The following is a 14,254-nucleotide window of genomic DNA, read 5'->3' as shown; positions in this document are numbered from 1 at the left end:
TTATGATTCATTTTTTTGTATTCCTCCTTAATAAGTATATATTATATTTCCATTATATATATATTTGTCAATTTTTCAACAACAAATAAAAACAAAATAAAAAGTGATAATCAGTATTGTATGATGAAAGTTAAATAAAAAACTAATTACATTAAATAATAAATTCTGATAAATTTTAATAATGTTATTTATATAACGAAAATTATATGCTAGATAAAAATAATGTTGACATTTAGGGACAATCTTATATAATGGTAGTGATAAAAGATTAACAAATAGAAAATATAAGGAGAAAATTATGACTATTACAACATTTCAAGTTCCTAGAACTATTGTTCACGGTGTGGACAGTCTTGAATATTTAAAAAATTTAGAGGGCAAGAAAGCTGTTCTTGTTACTGGTGGACATTCTATGAAAAAATTTGGCTTTTTGGATCAAGCTAAAAAATATTTGGAAGAAGCTGGTATGGAAGTTATGATTCTTGATGGTGTTGAACCTGATCCTTCTGTAAAAACTTGTCTTGAAGGTGGCAAAAAAATGGAAGAATTTGGTCCTGATTGGATTATTCCAATTGGTGGAGGTTCTGCAATGGATGCTGCAAAAGCTATGTGGATTTTCTACGAACATCCTGGATATAGTTTTGAAAAATTGGCAGCTTTTGACAATCCACCACTAAGAACAAAGGCAAAAATGGCTTGTATTCCATCAACATCAGGAACTGCTTCAGAAATAACAGCATTTTCTGTAATTACTGATACAGAAAAAGAAATTAAATATCCATTGGTTCATCCTGATTTTGTTCCAGATGTAGCAATTTGTGATCCGGTTATTGCAAGCAAAATGCCACCATTAATCACAGCTCAAACAGGAATGGACGTTATGACTCACGCAGTTGAGGCTTTCGTTTCAACAGCAGCAGATGATTATACATCTCCACTTGCAATCAGAGCAATTGAGCTTGTTTTTGGAAATCTTAAAAAAGCTTATGATAATGGCGAAGATATAGATGCAAGAGAAAAAATGCACGATGCATCAACTCTTGCAGGAATGGCATTTTCAAATGCATCACTTGGAATAGTTCACTCAATGGCTCACAAAATCGGAGGAATTTTCCACTTAACACACGGAGAAGCAAATGCAATTATGCTTCCATACATCATTGATTACAATAGAAAATCAACAGACAGATATGATGAATTAGAAAAAATCCTAGGAATTGATGATATTGCAGAAGAAATTAGAAAATTAAATGCATCTGTAGGACTTACTGCAAATATAAAAGATGGCAAAAACACTGTAATTGAAGAAGATAAATTCTTAGAAGTTTTGGATAAAATGAGTGAAAATGCATTCAAAGATGCTTGTACACTTACAAATCCAAGAGAAACTTCTCCAGAAGATATAAAGAAAATATATGAAGCTGCATATTACGGCAAAAAAATAGATTTTTAAGAAAATTAATCCTTAAAAATAATTACTAAAAAATATAAATCGATTAGCGAAAAACAGGAGCGAGAGTTCCTGTTTTTATTTTTTTAGTTTTGAGCTGGGAATTTTTTTCTAAAGGATTTGTTGAATGGTTGGATAAAATTAATAAAAGAGATCTCTCGACTGGGCTCGAGATGGGGTGTTGTGGGATGTTTTTAATATCTTCGAATTGGTTTTGATTTATTATTTATATACTATTATTTTTTATATTACAAAAATAAAAGAAAGATACCATCTCGACCAAGCGAAACGAAGTGGAGTGCGTGGAGAGATCTCTTTTATTTTCTGATTTTATTTTACTTTATCAATGAAATTAAAAGTTTTTACCTATTAAAATTATATTTTTTAAATTTTGCAAAAATTTATTATTATGGTACTATAAATGTAACAAAAAATGTACTATAAATGTAACCAAGGATTTTGATATGGAAGTTGAGATTGAAAATAGGATTAGGGAATTTAGGAAAGAGAAAAATCTTTCTCAGCACAAATTGGCAAAGCTTGTTGGGCTTAAAAGAAGGTCGATTATGGCTTATGAAAATAATACTATTAGTCCAAGTCTTGAAACTGCCTACAAAATTTGCAAGGTTTTGGATAAGGACATCAAAGAGGTTTTTATTTTTAAATAAGGAGAGAAAATGGGATTTTTATTTAATGATGTGAATGAATTTAGGGAAAAAATATATGAAAAATTCAAAAATACTGATTCGTATTTATTTGCTATTAAACATAATTCAACTAGCAAGGGATTTTTGAAATTATTTTTTAGTAATTTGTATAACACAGTAGATTCTTCAAGGACTTTTATTTTGCATTTTAATGAAAAGGGGATTTATGAAAAGGAAATTTCAAATTCTACTAAGGGCGATTTTATTCTTATGCCTTGGGATGAAATTGAAGTTTTTGAAATCGTTGAAGAATCTAGAAAAGCTTTTATAAATTTTTCTCATTTGGGTAAAAATATTTCTTATGAGATTGATTTTGATGGGAAAATGGATGTTGATAATAGGAAAAATTTTGAAAATTTAAAGGAAAAATCTTGGCATAGATTATAAACTTTTAAAATTTTTTGAAAAATTTGAAAAAATCAAGCAATATTGTATAATTAATTTTAAGTAAATAGGACTTATAGGATTTACAGTAGGAAAAATTTGGGATAATTTTTTTGAAATTACAAAATTCTTTGTCCAAAGTTGGCTTTCTACTTAGTGGAAGCGTGGAGTATAAAAAAGAAGTGGTACCGCATCAAGATGCCTTCTTATACTCTTTTTTTGTACTTAAAAATAAAGGAGAAAAAAATGAAATTTCAATACGAAAAAGAATATGATAATGTATTTGATGAATTAAAAGATCGTGGATATTTTGAGGCTGCAACTGATGAAGAAGAGTTGGCTGAAAAATTAAAAAATGAAAAATTGACTTTTTATTGTGGCTTTGATGCAACTGCTGATTCTTTGACAGTAGGTCATCTTATCCAAATTATGGTTATGATGAGAATGCAAAATTATGGCCACAGACCAATCGCTCTTCTTGGTGGAGGAACTACAATGATTGGGGATCCTTCTGGAAGAAGTGATATGAGAATGGTTATGACAAAGGAGAAAATCAACCACAACGCAAATTGTTTTTATAAACAATTTCAAAGATTTTTGGAATTTGAAAATGAGGGAGAAGATTCTGGCGATAAGGCTATAATCGAAAATAATGCAAATTGGCTTTTAAATCTTCCTTTTATAGATTTTCTAAGAGATGTTGGATCAAATTTCCTTGTAAATGAAATGCTCAAAAAAGATGCCTACAAAAATAGGATGGACAAGGGTCTTACATTTTTTGAATTTTCATATATGCTTTTGCAATCTTACGATTTTCTAGAACTATTTAGAAGACACAATTGTACTTTGGAAATTGGTGGATCTGACCAATGGTCAAACATAATCGGTGGTTATGATTTGATTAGAAAAAAAGAAGACGCAAAAGTTTATGGAATGACTTTCAAATTACTTACAACTGCTGATGGCGTAAAAATGGGAAAAAGTCAAAAGGGAGCTGTTTGGCTTGATGAAGAAAAAACATCAGCTTATGAGCTTTTCCAATATATGAGAAATGTTGATGACAGAGACGTAGAAAAATTCCTCTTGATGTTAACTTTCCTTCCAACAGAAGAATGTAGAAAATTGGGAAATGGCAAGGATGCAAAAGAAATTAACCACGCAAAAGAAGTTTTGGCTTATGAAATTACAAAATTAATTCACGGCGAAGAAAAAGCAAAAGAAGCCCTAGAAGCATCAAAAGCTTTGTTCTCTGGTGCTGGAGATGAATCAGCAATGCCAACAACTGAAATAGAAAAAGAAGAACTCCCAATGGGAATATTAACCCTACTTACAAAGTTAGGTTTAACAAAATCAAATTCTCAAGCAAGAGATTCAGTAAAGGGCGGTGGAGTAAGTATAAATGATGAAAAAATAACTGATCCAAGGTTTGAAATAAACGAAGACTTGTTTGAAGATGGGAAAATAATTGTAAAAAAAGGCAAAAAAACCTTCCACAAAGTTACAATAAAATAAGAATAGAGCTTAGACAAATACAAGTTTATATAATATTTTATTTTAAAATAAAATTAAGCCAGTAGCATTTTTTGAAAAAATTTTATATCAGAAAATTTGGGGTATAATAATTTAGAAAAATAAAATTTAAGGAGGAAATTATGAAAATTTCAGCTAGAAATACAATCAAAGGAAAAGTAGTAGAAGTTGTTGAAGGTGCAGTTAATGGAATCGTTAAAATCGATATAGGAAACGGAACAATAATCACATCATCTATTACAAACAACGCTATCAAAGAACTTGGTCTTGAAGAAGGCAAAGAAGCTTATGCAGTAATTAAAGCAAGCAACGTTATGGTAGCTGTTGACTAATAAATAATAAATAAAGACAAATTTGCTTTTCTAATAATAAAACCAAGTTTGACCTATTACCAGAGTGGGCATTAAAGCTTACTCTGGTTTTTTTGTGATTTTTTTATTTCTATTTTTCTAATTGAATCCAATAATTTTATCTTCTAATTTAAAGTTTATTTTTTCTTATAAATATTTTTTACAATTTTAATTTTAAATTCTGTTTTATATTTTGCCAATTTTTTCTTATATATTTTAAATTGGAAAAAATAGACAAAAACGCTATAATATAGGTATATATAAAAAGAAATTTAGTTTTATTAATTTTAAAAAGGAGAATTTATGGATAAAAAAGCTTATTATATAACAACGCCAATATATTATCCAAATAGCAACTTACATATTGGTAATGTTTATACTTCAGTTATTGCTGATGTTTTGAAAAGATATAAGGCACTCAGGGGATTTGATGCTTATCTTACAACTGGAACTGATGAACACGGTCAAAAAATAATGAATGCAGCTCTTTCTCATGGATCTAAACCTCAAGAATTTGTTGATAGAATTGCAGGCGAAACAAAAGTTTTGCTTAAAAAACTTGATATTGATTATGATTCATTTATTAGGTCAACTGATCCAAAACACGAAGAAAATGTAAAAAATATTTTCCAATATTTGTATGATAAGGGAGATATTTACAAGGGCCATTATGACGGATATTATTGCGAATCTTGCGAATCTTATTTTACTGAAAGCCAACTTGATGATGGAAATTGTCCTGATTGTGGCAGAGGAGTTAATCATCGTAAAGAAGAATCATATTTTTTTAGACTTTCAAATTATACTGATAAATTAAAGGAACTTTTCAAAGACCATCCAGAATTTCTTGAGCCAAAATTTAGGCAAAATGAAATGTTAAATAATTTTATTGACAAAGGTCTTGAAGATCTTTCTGTATCTAGAAATACTTTTGATTGGGGAGTTGATGTTCCTTTTGACAACGAGCACGTTGTTTATGTTTGGATTGATGCCTTATCTTGTTATTTGACAGCTATTGGCTATGGCTATGATATGGAAAAATTTAATAAATATTGGCCAGCTGGTGTTCATTTAATTGGAAAAGACATTGTAAGATTTCATACAATAATTTGGCCAGCACTTTTGATGGCTTTAGATATTCCACTTCCTAAAAAAGTTTTTGCTCATGGTTGGATTTTGTTTGATAATGATAAGATGAGTAAATCTAAGGGAAATATTATGTATCCAGAACCACTTGTGGAATTGTATGGAACTGATTCTTTGAAATATTTCCTACTTCGTGAATTTAATTTTGGAGCTGATGGAAACTTCCTTTCAAAGAAATTTATGGATAGGTACAATTCTGATCTTGTAAATGATTTGGGAAACTTACTTTCAAGAACTGTTTCAATGATTTCAAAATACAATGATGGAATTATAAAAAAAGGCTTGGAAAAAGATGAAATTGATGGCGAATTGATTGCCTTGGCTGAAAAAACTTATGAAGATTTTACAAAATTAATGGACGAATTTAAGTTTAATGAGGCTTTGGAATGTTTGTGGAATCTTGTAAGAAGATCAAATAAGTATGTTGACCAAACTGAGCCATGGATTTTGGGACGTGAAGAAAAATACGACAGATTAAATACAGTTTTATACAATCTTGCCGAATCTTTAAGAATTATTGCCCAAATGCTTGAACCTGTTATGAGAAATACAACAAAAGAAATTTTAAAACAATTGGGAGTAGAAAACCAAGGTTTTGAATCTGCTTATAAATTTGGTTTGATTAAAGAAGGAACTAAAGTTAGTAAAGGCGAAAATTTATTTAACAGACTTGATACAGAAAAAGAACTTGAAAAACTTCATGCCTTAAATAATAAACTTGTTGAGAAAAGACTTGGAGTTAAAAAGGAAGAAAAAGAAGAGGAAAGCCAATCAAAATCACAAATTAAAATTGATGATTTTGACAAGCTTGACCTTGTTGTTGGAAAAATTTTGGAAGTAAACGACCATCCGGATGCTGACAGACTTCTTGTTTTTAAAGTTGATATTGGAAGTGAAACAAGGACAATTGTTTCAAGCATAAAAGAATTCTACAAAAAAGAAGAATTACTTGGCAAAAATATTGCTGTAATCAAAAACCTAAAACCTGTGAAAATGAGAGGGATTTTATCAGAAGGAATGCTTCTTGCTGCAGGAGATGATGCAGTTTTACTTACAACAATCAAAGACTGCAAACCAGGTACGGTGATTTCTTAATGAAATTAATAGATTCACACGCCCATTTAACGAGTGATGATTTTAATGAGGACAGATCTTTTCTTATAAAGGATCTGTCTAATTTTGCCGTAAATTCTGTAATTCTTCCAGCTTGTGACTTAGAAAATTCTTATGAAACTGTAAAACTTGCAGAAAAATATGAGAATTTGTATGCCCAAGTTGGATTTCATCCAGAAAATATAGAAACATTTGATGATTCTTCCATAGAAAAATTAGAAGATTTGGCAAAAAATCCTAAGGTTGTAGCTATTGGAGAAATAGGACTTGATTATTATTGGCAAGATGACAACAAGGATGAGCAAAAAGAAATTTTTATCAAGCAATTAGACCTTGCAAAAAAATTAAAGCTTCCAGTCGTAATTCATTCCAGAGATTCGGTTGAGGATTGTTTGGAAATTTTAAAAGATTATCCGGATTTAAAAGTTCAAATTCACTGTTTTGCCTATTCATATATCCATCTTATGGAATGTATGAAAAGGGGATATTATATTTCAATCGGTGGAGTTGTAACTTACAAAAACGCTGACAATGAAAAAAATGCGGCCATAAATGTAGATTTGGATAAGCTAATGCTTGAAACAGACTGTCCATATCTTTCTCCAGAGCCTTACAGGGGAATGAGAAATGATCCAAGAAAAATTGTGGAAGTTGCAAGAGAAATTGCGAATCTTCGTGGGATGAAATTATCAAAACTTGCAAAAAGAACAAGCAAAAATGCTATGAAATTTTTTAATATAAAGTAGGTAATATGATAAAAGAAACAATAGTAGTTGAAGGAAAAGATGATATAAGTAATATAAAATCAGCGGTCGAATGTGAGCTTATAGCGACAAACGGCCTTGCTTTTGGCAAAGATTTGATTGAAAAATTAAAAGAAATTGACAAAAGATGTGGGATAATAATTTTTACTGATCCAGATTTTGCAGGAAAAAAAATCAGGGCAAAAATTTCCAAAGAAATTCCAAATGCCAAGCACGCTTACCTTGATAGGAAAAAAGCAATCAAAAAGGGAGATTTGGGAGTAGAAAACGCCTCAAAAGAAGATATAATTGAAGCTTTAAAAAATGCTCATGCAACAAAAAGTGAAAAAAGAGAAGAATTTACCATGAAAGACCTTTTGGATAATAATCTTACTCTTACAAACGACAGCAGAAACAGAAGGGAAAAACTTGGCGATATTCTATCCATAGGATATTTTAATTCTAAACAACTTTTATCAAAACTAAATTCATTTGGCATAAGTCGAGAAGAATTCGAAAGTGCGGTTGAAAAATTATGAAAAAATTATATTCACCAAAAACAATAAAAATAATCCAAGACCTTTACGGTTTTAAATTTAGCAAATCTTTGGGACAAAATTTTTTGGTAGACAAAAATTTTGTAGATAAAATTATAGACTTATCAGAAGTAGATGGCGAAAATATTTTAGAAATTGGACCGGGGATTGGAACAATCAGCCAAGAGATGGCAAAAACTTGCAAAAAACTTGTGGTAATAGAAATAGATAAGACTCTTATTCCAATTTTAAACGATAATCTTGGCGAATTTTCAAATGTCGAAATAATAAATGCAGATATTTTAAAAACAGACCTTGAAAAAATTGCCAAAGAAAAATTTGATGGAGAAGATTTCAAAGTTGTTTCAAATTTGCCATATTATATAACAACTCCAATAATTGAAAAATTATTTGAAGAAAATTTTTCGTGCAAAGACATGACAATTATGGTTCAAAAAGAAGTGGCAGATAGGATGAAGGCAGATGAAAAAAGCAAAGATTATTCATCACTTTCAGTTTTTATAAAATATTATGCAGAAATTACTGGGCAATTTAAAGTCCCAAAATCAGTTTTTATGCCCCAACCAAAAATAGATTCCCAAGTATTAAAATTAAATTTGAGATTGTATGATAAAAATGTTAATACAAATACCCTATTTAATATAGTAAGAGCAGGCTTTAATAAAAGAAGAAAAACAATATTAAATTCCCTATCAAGTGTGATTGAAAAAGAAGATTTAAAAGAAATATTGGGAAAATTAGACTTAAAAGAAAATCTCAGAGCAGAAAATCTTTCTCTTGACGATTTTATAAAAATAGCCAATGAATTTGAAAAAATAAAAGGGTAGATTGAAAGAGATTATCATTTGAGTATAATAATCGTATTAGAAAAAAAGATTTATAAAAAAAGATTGGAGAAAATATGAAAAAAGTAACAATTTACACATCAAACACTTGCCCACATTGCAAGGCAGCAAAAAATTATTTGAAAGAAAATAATATAGATTTTGAAGAAAAAAACGTAGACGAAGATAGAAGTGCAATCGACTATCTAGTAGAAAATGGCCACAGAGGAGTTCCAGTAATAAATATAGACGGAGAAGACATTGTAGGCTTTAATAAAGAAGTTGTAGATGAAAAATTAGGATTATAAAATAGAAAAGTAAGAACCCATCAGAGCAAAGAGAAATCTCAAAAATAAGTTAAATATATAGAAATATCTAACCAAAGAGATCTCTCGACAAGCTCGAGATGGGTTGTTTTTTTATTTATGTAATTACTTTGAAATTAATTAGTATTTATTTAAATTTTATTTATTAAAATTAAGCATTAGCAAGATAAAAAAGAACTTTAGCATTAAAATAAAGAAAGTATAACCCACCTCGAGCAAAGTCGAGAGGTCTCCTGGATAAAATTAATCCAAAATTAAATAAAAACTTTAGCATAAAAATAAAGCACAACAAAGCCCATCAGAACAAAGAGAAATCTCAATATTAGTTAAGTTATTAGAAATATTTAACCAAAGAGATCTCTCGACAAGCTCGAGATGGGTGTTTTTTATTTATGCAATTACTTCGAAATTACTTAGATTTATTTTAATTTTTTTATTTCTGAATTAAGATTTTCAAGTGAGAGTATTTGAGTTCTAGCTAGATTTCTAAGCTCCATCATTCTTTCTTTTTGTCCAACACCTTTTCTTATTAGGACTGCATTGTAGCTTTCCATATTTGCAAGGACTAAAAGCTCGTTTAGATTTGCATAGTCCCTCATATTTCCTTTCAAATTAGGATTTTCTTCTCGCCACTGTTTTGCTCTTTTATTAAAGAGTGCTACATTAAGCATATCAGCTTCATTTGCATATTTAAAAGATAATTGCTCATTTGTCAAATCATCTAGCAAATATTCTTTTATAGCATCTGTATGGATTTTATAATTTATTTTTGATATTTCTCTGTGTAGATTCCGTGTTAATGATAAATTTGAATTTTCATCTGCCTTTAATCTCTTATAATCTTGAATAATATATAGTTTAAATTCTGGGGAAAGCCAAGATGCAAATTCCATTGCTATATCATAATGAGCATAAGTACCACCATATCTTCCAGCTTTTGAAACTATACCAATAGCTTGTGTTGATTCTATCCATTTACTTGGTGTCATTGTAAATCTGTTTAGTCCTGACTCGTTTCTAAAGGTGTCGAATTGCACACGGTTAAATTTCGGATTGTTAAGAACTTCCCATAAGCCTATAAATTCAAGAGTGTTCCTATTTCTCATCCAGTTTTGAATAACAAATCTTGGGTCATCTGTGTTTTTATATTTTGCTATATCTGTTAGACTTAAATAATCATTTTTAAAATCTTTTGTATAAACTTGAATAGAAAGTCCTTTAGCGGAGATTTCTTCTTTTTTTAATTTTGACATTTACTTAACTCCTTATGTTGGTGTACTCTTTACAAGAATTATTATATAATAAATGCTCTAAGTATAAAATCAAATATTAAATTTTAGATTATTAAAAGCTATTATTTACTTTGAAGATAAAAAAATTTAATAATAAAAATACAATGCTAAAAATGTTAATCAAAAATAAATACAAAATCAAATAAAAATTTTAGCTTAAAAGTAAATAAAATCAGCCACCCATCTCGAGCGTTAGTCGAGAGATCTCTTAAATTAAATTTATCTAATCATTAAATAAATTTCATTAAATATATTCAAGCATTATCTAAATCTTTTACTAATCAAAACATTTTATTTGTAAATAAAATAATTTATTCCACAAAAAAAGTGAGTTTATCGCTCACTTTTTGTCTTCTTCTAAGGCATCTATTGTTTTTTTGTGGAGAAGTTTTCTGTAATCATCTTCTAGATTATTTTTTATTATTTTATTGTAGCAAAAATCCATAAAGACTAGAACTGGAAATTGTGGGGAGATTATATTTCCACCTCTCAAATCTTCTATTGTTGGGATGATTACTTTTTCGTCCACAAATGAAAATTTATCTTTTGAATTTGATGTTACAAGAATTGTTTTTGCGCCGTTTTCTTTGGCTTGTTTTAGGGCGAAAAGAACGGATTCTTTGTTGGCTGAAAGGCTTATGCCAATAAGCAGAGAATTTTCTTTTTGAAAAACTGCCCTCATTCTCATTTCATCTTGATAATCTATTGCCATTACTAAAATTCCAAGCCTTGTAAGTCTTGATTGCATTTCTCTTGCTACAAGTCCCGAACTTCCTATTCCCACAAACAATACTGATTTTGATTTTATAATCAAATCTGCTATTCTATCAATTTGTTCGTTGTCGATAAGGGATGGAAACATATTTAAAATTCTTCCGTAAGTGTTTAAAACTTCTTCTACATTAAATGAAGATTTGGAAATTCCTTTTAAAAATCCTTCTTCATATCTGTAAATAAATTCTCTATATCCCTTAAAACCACATTTTTGTGAAAATCTTGTTATGGATGATTCGGAAACGTGGAGTTTGTTTTTGATATTTTTTATTGAAAAATCTTCCTTGTGTTTATTTTTTATAAAATAATCGGCAATTAGTTTTTCAACTTCTGTAAATTTATCATAACTATCAACTATAGCAACAATGGCGGAATTTTTTATCATGGCTACCTCTTTTATTGAAATCTTCTAATCTACTACTCCAAGTATATCATTAATTTCATTTTTGTATAAGACTGCCTTTGCTCCATAGATTACTTGAACTCCTCCTGGAACGTCAAGCACTCCTGTTGCCCCTGTTTGTTTTAAAATATTTTTATCAACAATTTTTGGATCTTTTAAATTTACTCTTAGCCTTGTTATACAAGCATCAACGTCAATTATATTTTCACTTCCACCAAGCGCATCCAAAATCACAAGAGCTTCTTCGTGAAGATTTGAATTTGAATCTTTTTTATCTTCTTTTTCATCAGCTATTTCATCATCGCCTCTTCCTGGTGTCATTATATTAAATTTCTTTATTAAGAAAGAGAATGAGAAGTAGTAAAGAGCTGCCCAGATTAATCCAAATGGAATTTCTAATAACCAATGAGTTTTGTCATTTCCTTGAAGTACACCAAATAAAATAAAGTCAATTACTCCACCAGAAAATGTATTTCCAATATTTATATTTAATAAATCAGCAATTAAGAATGATAAACCATCCAAGAATGAATGGAAAACATATAAAAGTGGTTGAACGAAAAGGAACATATATTCAAGAGGCTCTGTAATTCCTGTAATAAATGAAGTTAAAGCAACTCCCAAAAATAATCCCTTTAATTTTTTCTTGTTTTCTTCTTTTGCGTTCTTATACATAGCAAGAGCAGCTGCAGGCAAACCAAACATCATTGTTGAAAATCTTCCTGCAAAAAATCTTGTACCTTCAGTAAATAATCCAACGTGATTTGGATCAGCTAATTGAGCAAAAAATATTTTTTGAGCACCAACAATTTGCTCTCCAGCAACCATTTCAACACCACCAAGTTCTGTGTACCAAAACATTGGATAAATCATGTGATGAAGTCCAACAGCTCCAGATAATCTCATTAGCATTCCATATAAAAATGTTCCAAAAACTCCAAGTTTTGCAATTGATTTTCCAGCAGAAATTAATAAGTGTTGGAAAGGTGGCCAAACTATAAAGAAAAATACTCCGACAATAATTGCAACAAAAGATGTAACTATAGGAACAAATCTTGAACCACCAAAAAATCCTAGAACTTGTGGCAATTGAATATTGTAATAATTATTATGAAGATAAACTGCAATAAGACCAATAACCAAAGCACCAACAACACCAGTATCAATTGGATCTCCGTCAGGATTAAAAATTGAAAGAAGAGTTGATATAGTTGCATTCATTACCAAAAATCCAACGGCACCAGCAAGAGCTGCAACTCCTTTTTCCCTGTTCGCAAGACCAACCATAATACCAATGCACAAAAGCATGGCAAGATTTGCAAAAATTATATTTCCAGCACCAGCCATAACCTTAAAAATAGTTTGTAAAACACTATTTGCTAAAAAAGGATAGGCATCAATTGTAGCTTGTGATGAAAAAGCACCACCAATTCCTAAAAGTAAACCTGCGGCAGGCAACAATGCTATCGGTAGCATAAAAGCCTTGCCGACTTTTTGTAAATACTTAAACATATTTCCTCCTTAATTATTTTTTTAAAATATCAGCAAATTTTTGGGTTATTAATTGAGGTCTAGTAATTGCAGAACCAACCACAGCAGAAAATACTCCACAAGCAAAAACTTTTTTTAAATCTTCTGGCGTATTAATTTTGCCTTCAGCTATAACAGGCTTGTTTGAAAATTCTACAATTTTTTTAATAGACTCAAAATCAGGACCATCAAAATTATTACTATAAGAAGTATAGCCAAAAAGAGTTGTTGAAATAATATCAAAGCCAAGATCTAAAGCGTTTTTACATTCATCAATCGTAGAACAATCCGCCATGGCATAAATATTATTGTCATGAATTAATTTGAGTAAATCTATTAATTTTTCATCATTTGGCCTTTTCCTATTAGTTGCATCAAGAGCAATTATTTCGCACTTAGAATCAATTAATTCTTCAATTTCTTTTTTAGTTGGAGTGATATAAACTTCGCTGTCAGGATAATTTTTTTTAATAATTCCAATAATTGGTAAGTCAACTTGTTTTTGAATTTCTTTAATATCCTCAACAGATTGAGCACGAATACCACTTGCTCCGCCAATTTTTGCAGCAAGAGCCATTTTTCCCATAATAAAACTAGAATGAAGAGGCTCATCATCTAAGGCTTGGCACGATACAATTAATTTCCCCCTTAATTTTTCTAAATCCATATAACCTCCTTATCTATTTACTTTACTTAATTATATAAAAACAAGAAATTGTTTTCAATTAAAGCAACTAAACAGGTTAGTCTTTCAAAAAATAACAAATTTAAAACAAAAATAAAAGAAATTGGAAGTACTTTCAAGGCGATTGAAAAAAATTAAAAATTAGCAAAAAATTTTAAAATTTTTAAATTAATTTTTTTAAGTTATATATTCGTGCTAGATGACTTGCCTACGCATTTAAATTTATAAAGAAATTTTTAAATTTTAAAAATTCAAAATTTATCTAACAAAAAAACGTTTTTTATAAATGATTTTTAAAATTTTACAAAATAAATTCGAAATAAATTATTTTAAAGATTGAAATTATGCGATTAATTTTATTTGGCAATCTTTTTTCAAAAAAATATAGAAAAACATTCTTATTTCCTTTTTCTTGTGATATAATTTAAGCAAAAGGAGGC

The 14,254-nt window shown here is 29.4% G+C and carries 14 protein-coding genes; 10 read left to right on the top strand and 4 right to left on the bottom strand.

Features of this window, described 5'->3' with window-relative positions:
• Positions 1 to 298 precede the first annotated feature (298 nt).
• The 10 genes from HMPREF3045_RS08860 (at position 299) to HMPREF3045_RS08815 (ending at position 9,112) form a co-directional block, all read left to right on the top strand.
• Positions 299 to 1,453 (top strand): iron-containing alcohol dehydrogenase, encoded by a 1,155-nt coding sequence (locus HMPREF3045_RS08860; RefSeq protein WP_019118711.1) that lies wholly within the window; start codon positions 299 to 301, stop codon positions 1,451 to 1,453.
• Positions 1,454 to 1,914: 461 nt separating this feature from the next.
• Positions 1,915 to 2,118, top strand: coding sequence for a helix-turn-helix transcriptional regulator (locus tag HMPREF3045_RS08855; protein WP_019118710.1), 204 nt, complete (start codon positions 1,915 to 1,917; stop codon positions 2,116 to 2,118).
• A 9-nt stretch (positions 2,119 to 2,127) separates the two neighbouring features.
• Positions 2,128 to 2,544: a histidine kinase gene (locus HMPREF3045_RS08850; protein ID WP_070738739.1), complete on the top strand. Its 417-nt coding sequence runs from the start codon at positions 2,128 to 2,130 to the stop codon at positions 2,542 to 2,544.
• A 243-nt stretch (positions 2,545 to 2,787) separates the two neighbouring features.
• A complete protein-coding gene (gene tyrS / locus HMPREF3045_RS08845) occupies positions 2,788 to 4,053 on the top strand; it encodes a tyrosine--tRNA ligase (protein ID WP_070738737.1) in 1,266 nt (421 codons plus the stop codon).
• Positions 4,054 to 4,193: 140 nt separating this feature from the next.
• Positions 4,194 to 4,403 (top strand): TOBE domain-containing protein, encoded by a 210-nt coding sequence (locus tag HMPREF3045_RS08840; protein WP_004839451.1) that lies wholly within the window; start codon positions 4,194 to 4,196, stop codon positions 4,401 to 4,403.
• 321 nt (positions 4,404 to 4,724) lie between these two features.
• Positions 4,725 to 6,662: a methionine--tRNA ligase gene (gene metG / locus HMPREF3045_RS08835; protein WP_070738735.1), complete on the top strand. Its 1,938-nt coding sequence runs from the start codon at positions 4,725 to 4,727 to the stop codon at positions 6,660 to 6,662.
• Positions 6,662 to 7,426, top strand: coding sequence for a TatD family hydrolase (locus HMPREF3045_RS08830; RefSeq protein ID WP_070738733.1), 765 nt, complete (start codon positions 6,662 to 6,664; stop codon positions 7,424 to 7,426). Before metG ends, HMPREF3045_RS08830 begins: the two co-directional genes overlap by 1 nt.
• 5 nt (positions 7,427 to 7,431) lie before the next feature.
• Positions 7,432 to 7,962 carry a ribonuclease M5 gene (rnmV, locus tag HMPREF3045_RS08825; protein ID WP_070738731.1) on the top strand — a complete coding sequence of 177 codons (531 nt, stop codon included), beginning with the start codon at positions 7,432 to 7,434 and terminating at the stop codon, positions 7,960 to 7,962.
• Positions 7,959 to 8,807 (top strand): 16S rRNA (adenine(1518)-N(6)/adenine(1519)-N(6))-dimethyltransferase RsmA, encoded by an 849-nt coding sequence (gene rsmA / locus HMPREF3045_RS08820; RefSeq protein WP_070738729.1) that lies wholly within the window; start codon positions 7,959 to 7,961, stop codon positions 8,805 to 8,807. The genes rnmV and rsmA overlap by 4 nt, the downstream gene beginning before the upstream one ends.
• A 74-nt stretch (positions 8,808 to 8,881) precedes the next feature.
• Positions 8,882 to 9,112 (top strand): glutaredoxin family protein, encoded by a 231-nt coding sequence (locus HMPREF3045_RS08815; protein ID WP_004839446.1) that lies wholly within the window; start codon positions 8,882 to 8,884, stop codon positions 9,110 to 9,112.
• A gap of 437 nt (positions 9,113 to 9,549) precedes the next feature.
• On the opposite strand, the gene HMPREF3045_RS08810 is transcribed toward HMPREF3045_RS08815, so the two are convergent.
• From HMPREF3045_RS08810 to HMPREF3045_RS08795, 4 genes are all read right to left on the bottom strand, one after another.
• A complete protein-coding gene (locus tag HMPREF3045_RS08810) occupies positions 9,550 to 10,383 on the bottom strand; it encodes a KilA-N domain-containing protein (protein ID WP_070738727.1) in 834 nt (277 codons plus the stop codon).
• 379 nt (positions 10,384 to 10,762) lie between these two features.
• A complete protein-coding gene (locus tag HMPREF3045_RS08805; protein ID WP_004839445.1) occupies positions 10,763 to 11,581 on the bottom strand; it encodes a MurR/RpiR family transcriptional regulator in 819 nt (272 codons plus the stop codon).
• A gap of 24 nt (positions 11,582 to 11,605) precedes the next feature.
• Positions 11,606 to 13,111 (bottom strand): PTS transporter subunit EIIC, encoded by a 1,506-nt coding sequence (locus HMPREF3045_RS08800; protein WP_070738725.1) that lies wholly within the window; start codon positions 13,109 to 13,111, stop codon positions 11,606 to 11,608.
• Positions 13,112 to 13,124: 13 nt separating this feature from the next.
• Positions 13,125 to 13,796 carry an N-acetylmannosamine-6-phosphate 2-epimerase gene (locus tag HMPREF3045_RS08795; RefSeq protein WP_070738723.1) on the bottom strand — a complete coding sequence of 224 codons (672 nt, stop codon included), beginning with the start codon at positions 13,794 to 13,796 and terminating at the stop codon, positions 13,125 to 13,127.
• Positions 13,797 to 14,254 lie beyond the last annotated feature (458 nt).

The organism is Anaerococcus sp. HMSC075B03 (assembly GCF_001815585.1).
GTDB lineage: Bacteria > Bacillota > Clostridia > Tissierellales > Peptoniphilaceae > Anaerococcus > Anaerococcus vaginalis.
The sequence above is the reverse complement of the archived record's forward strand: the minus strand, read 5'-3'. Positions and strand labels throughout refer to the sequence as shown.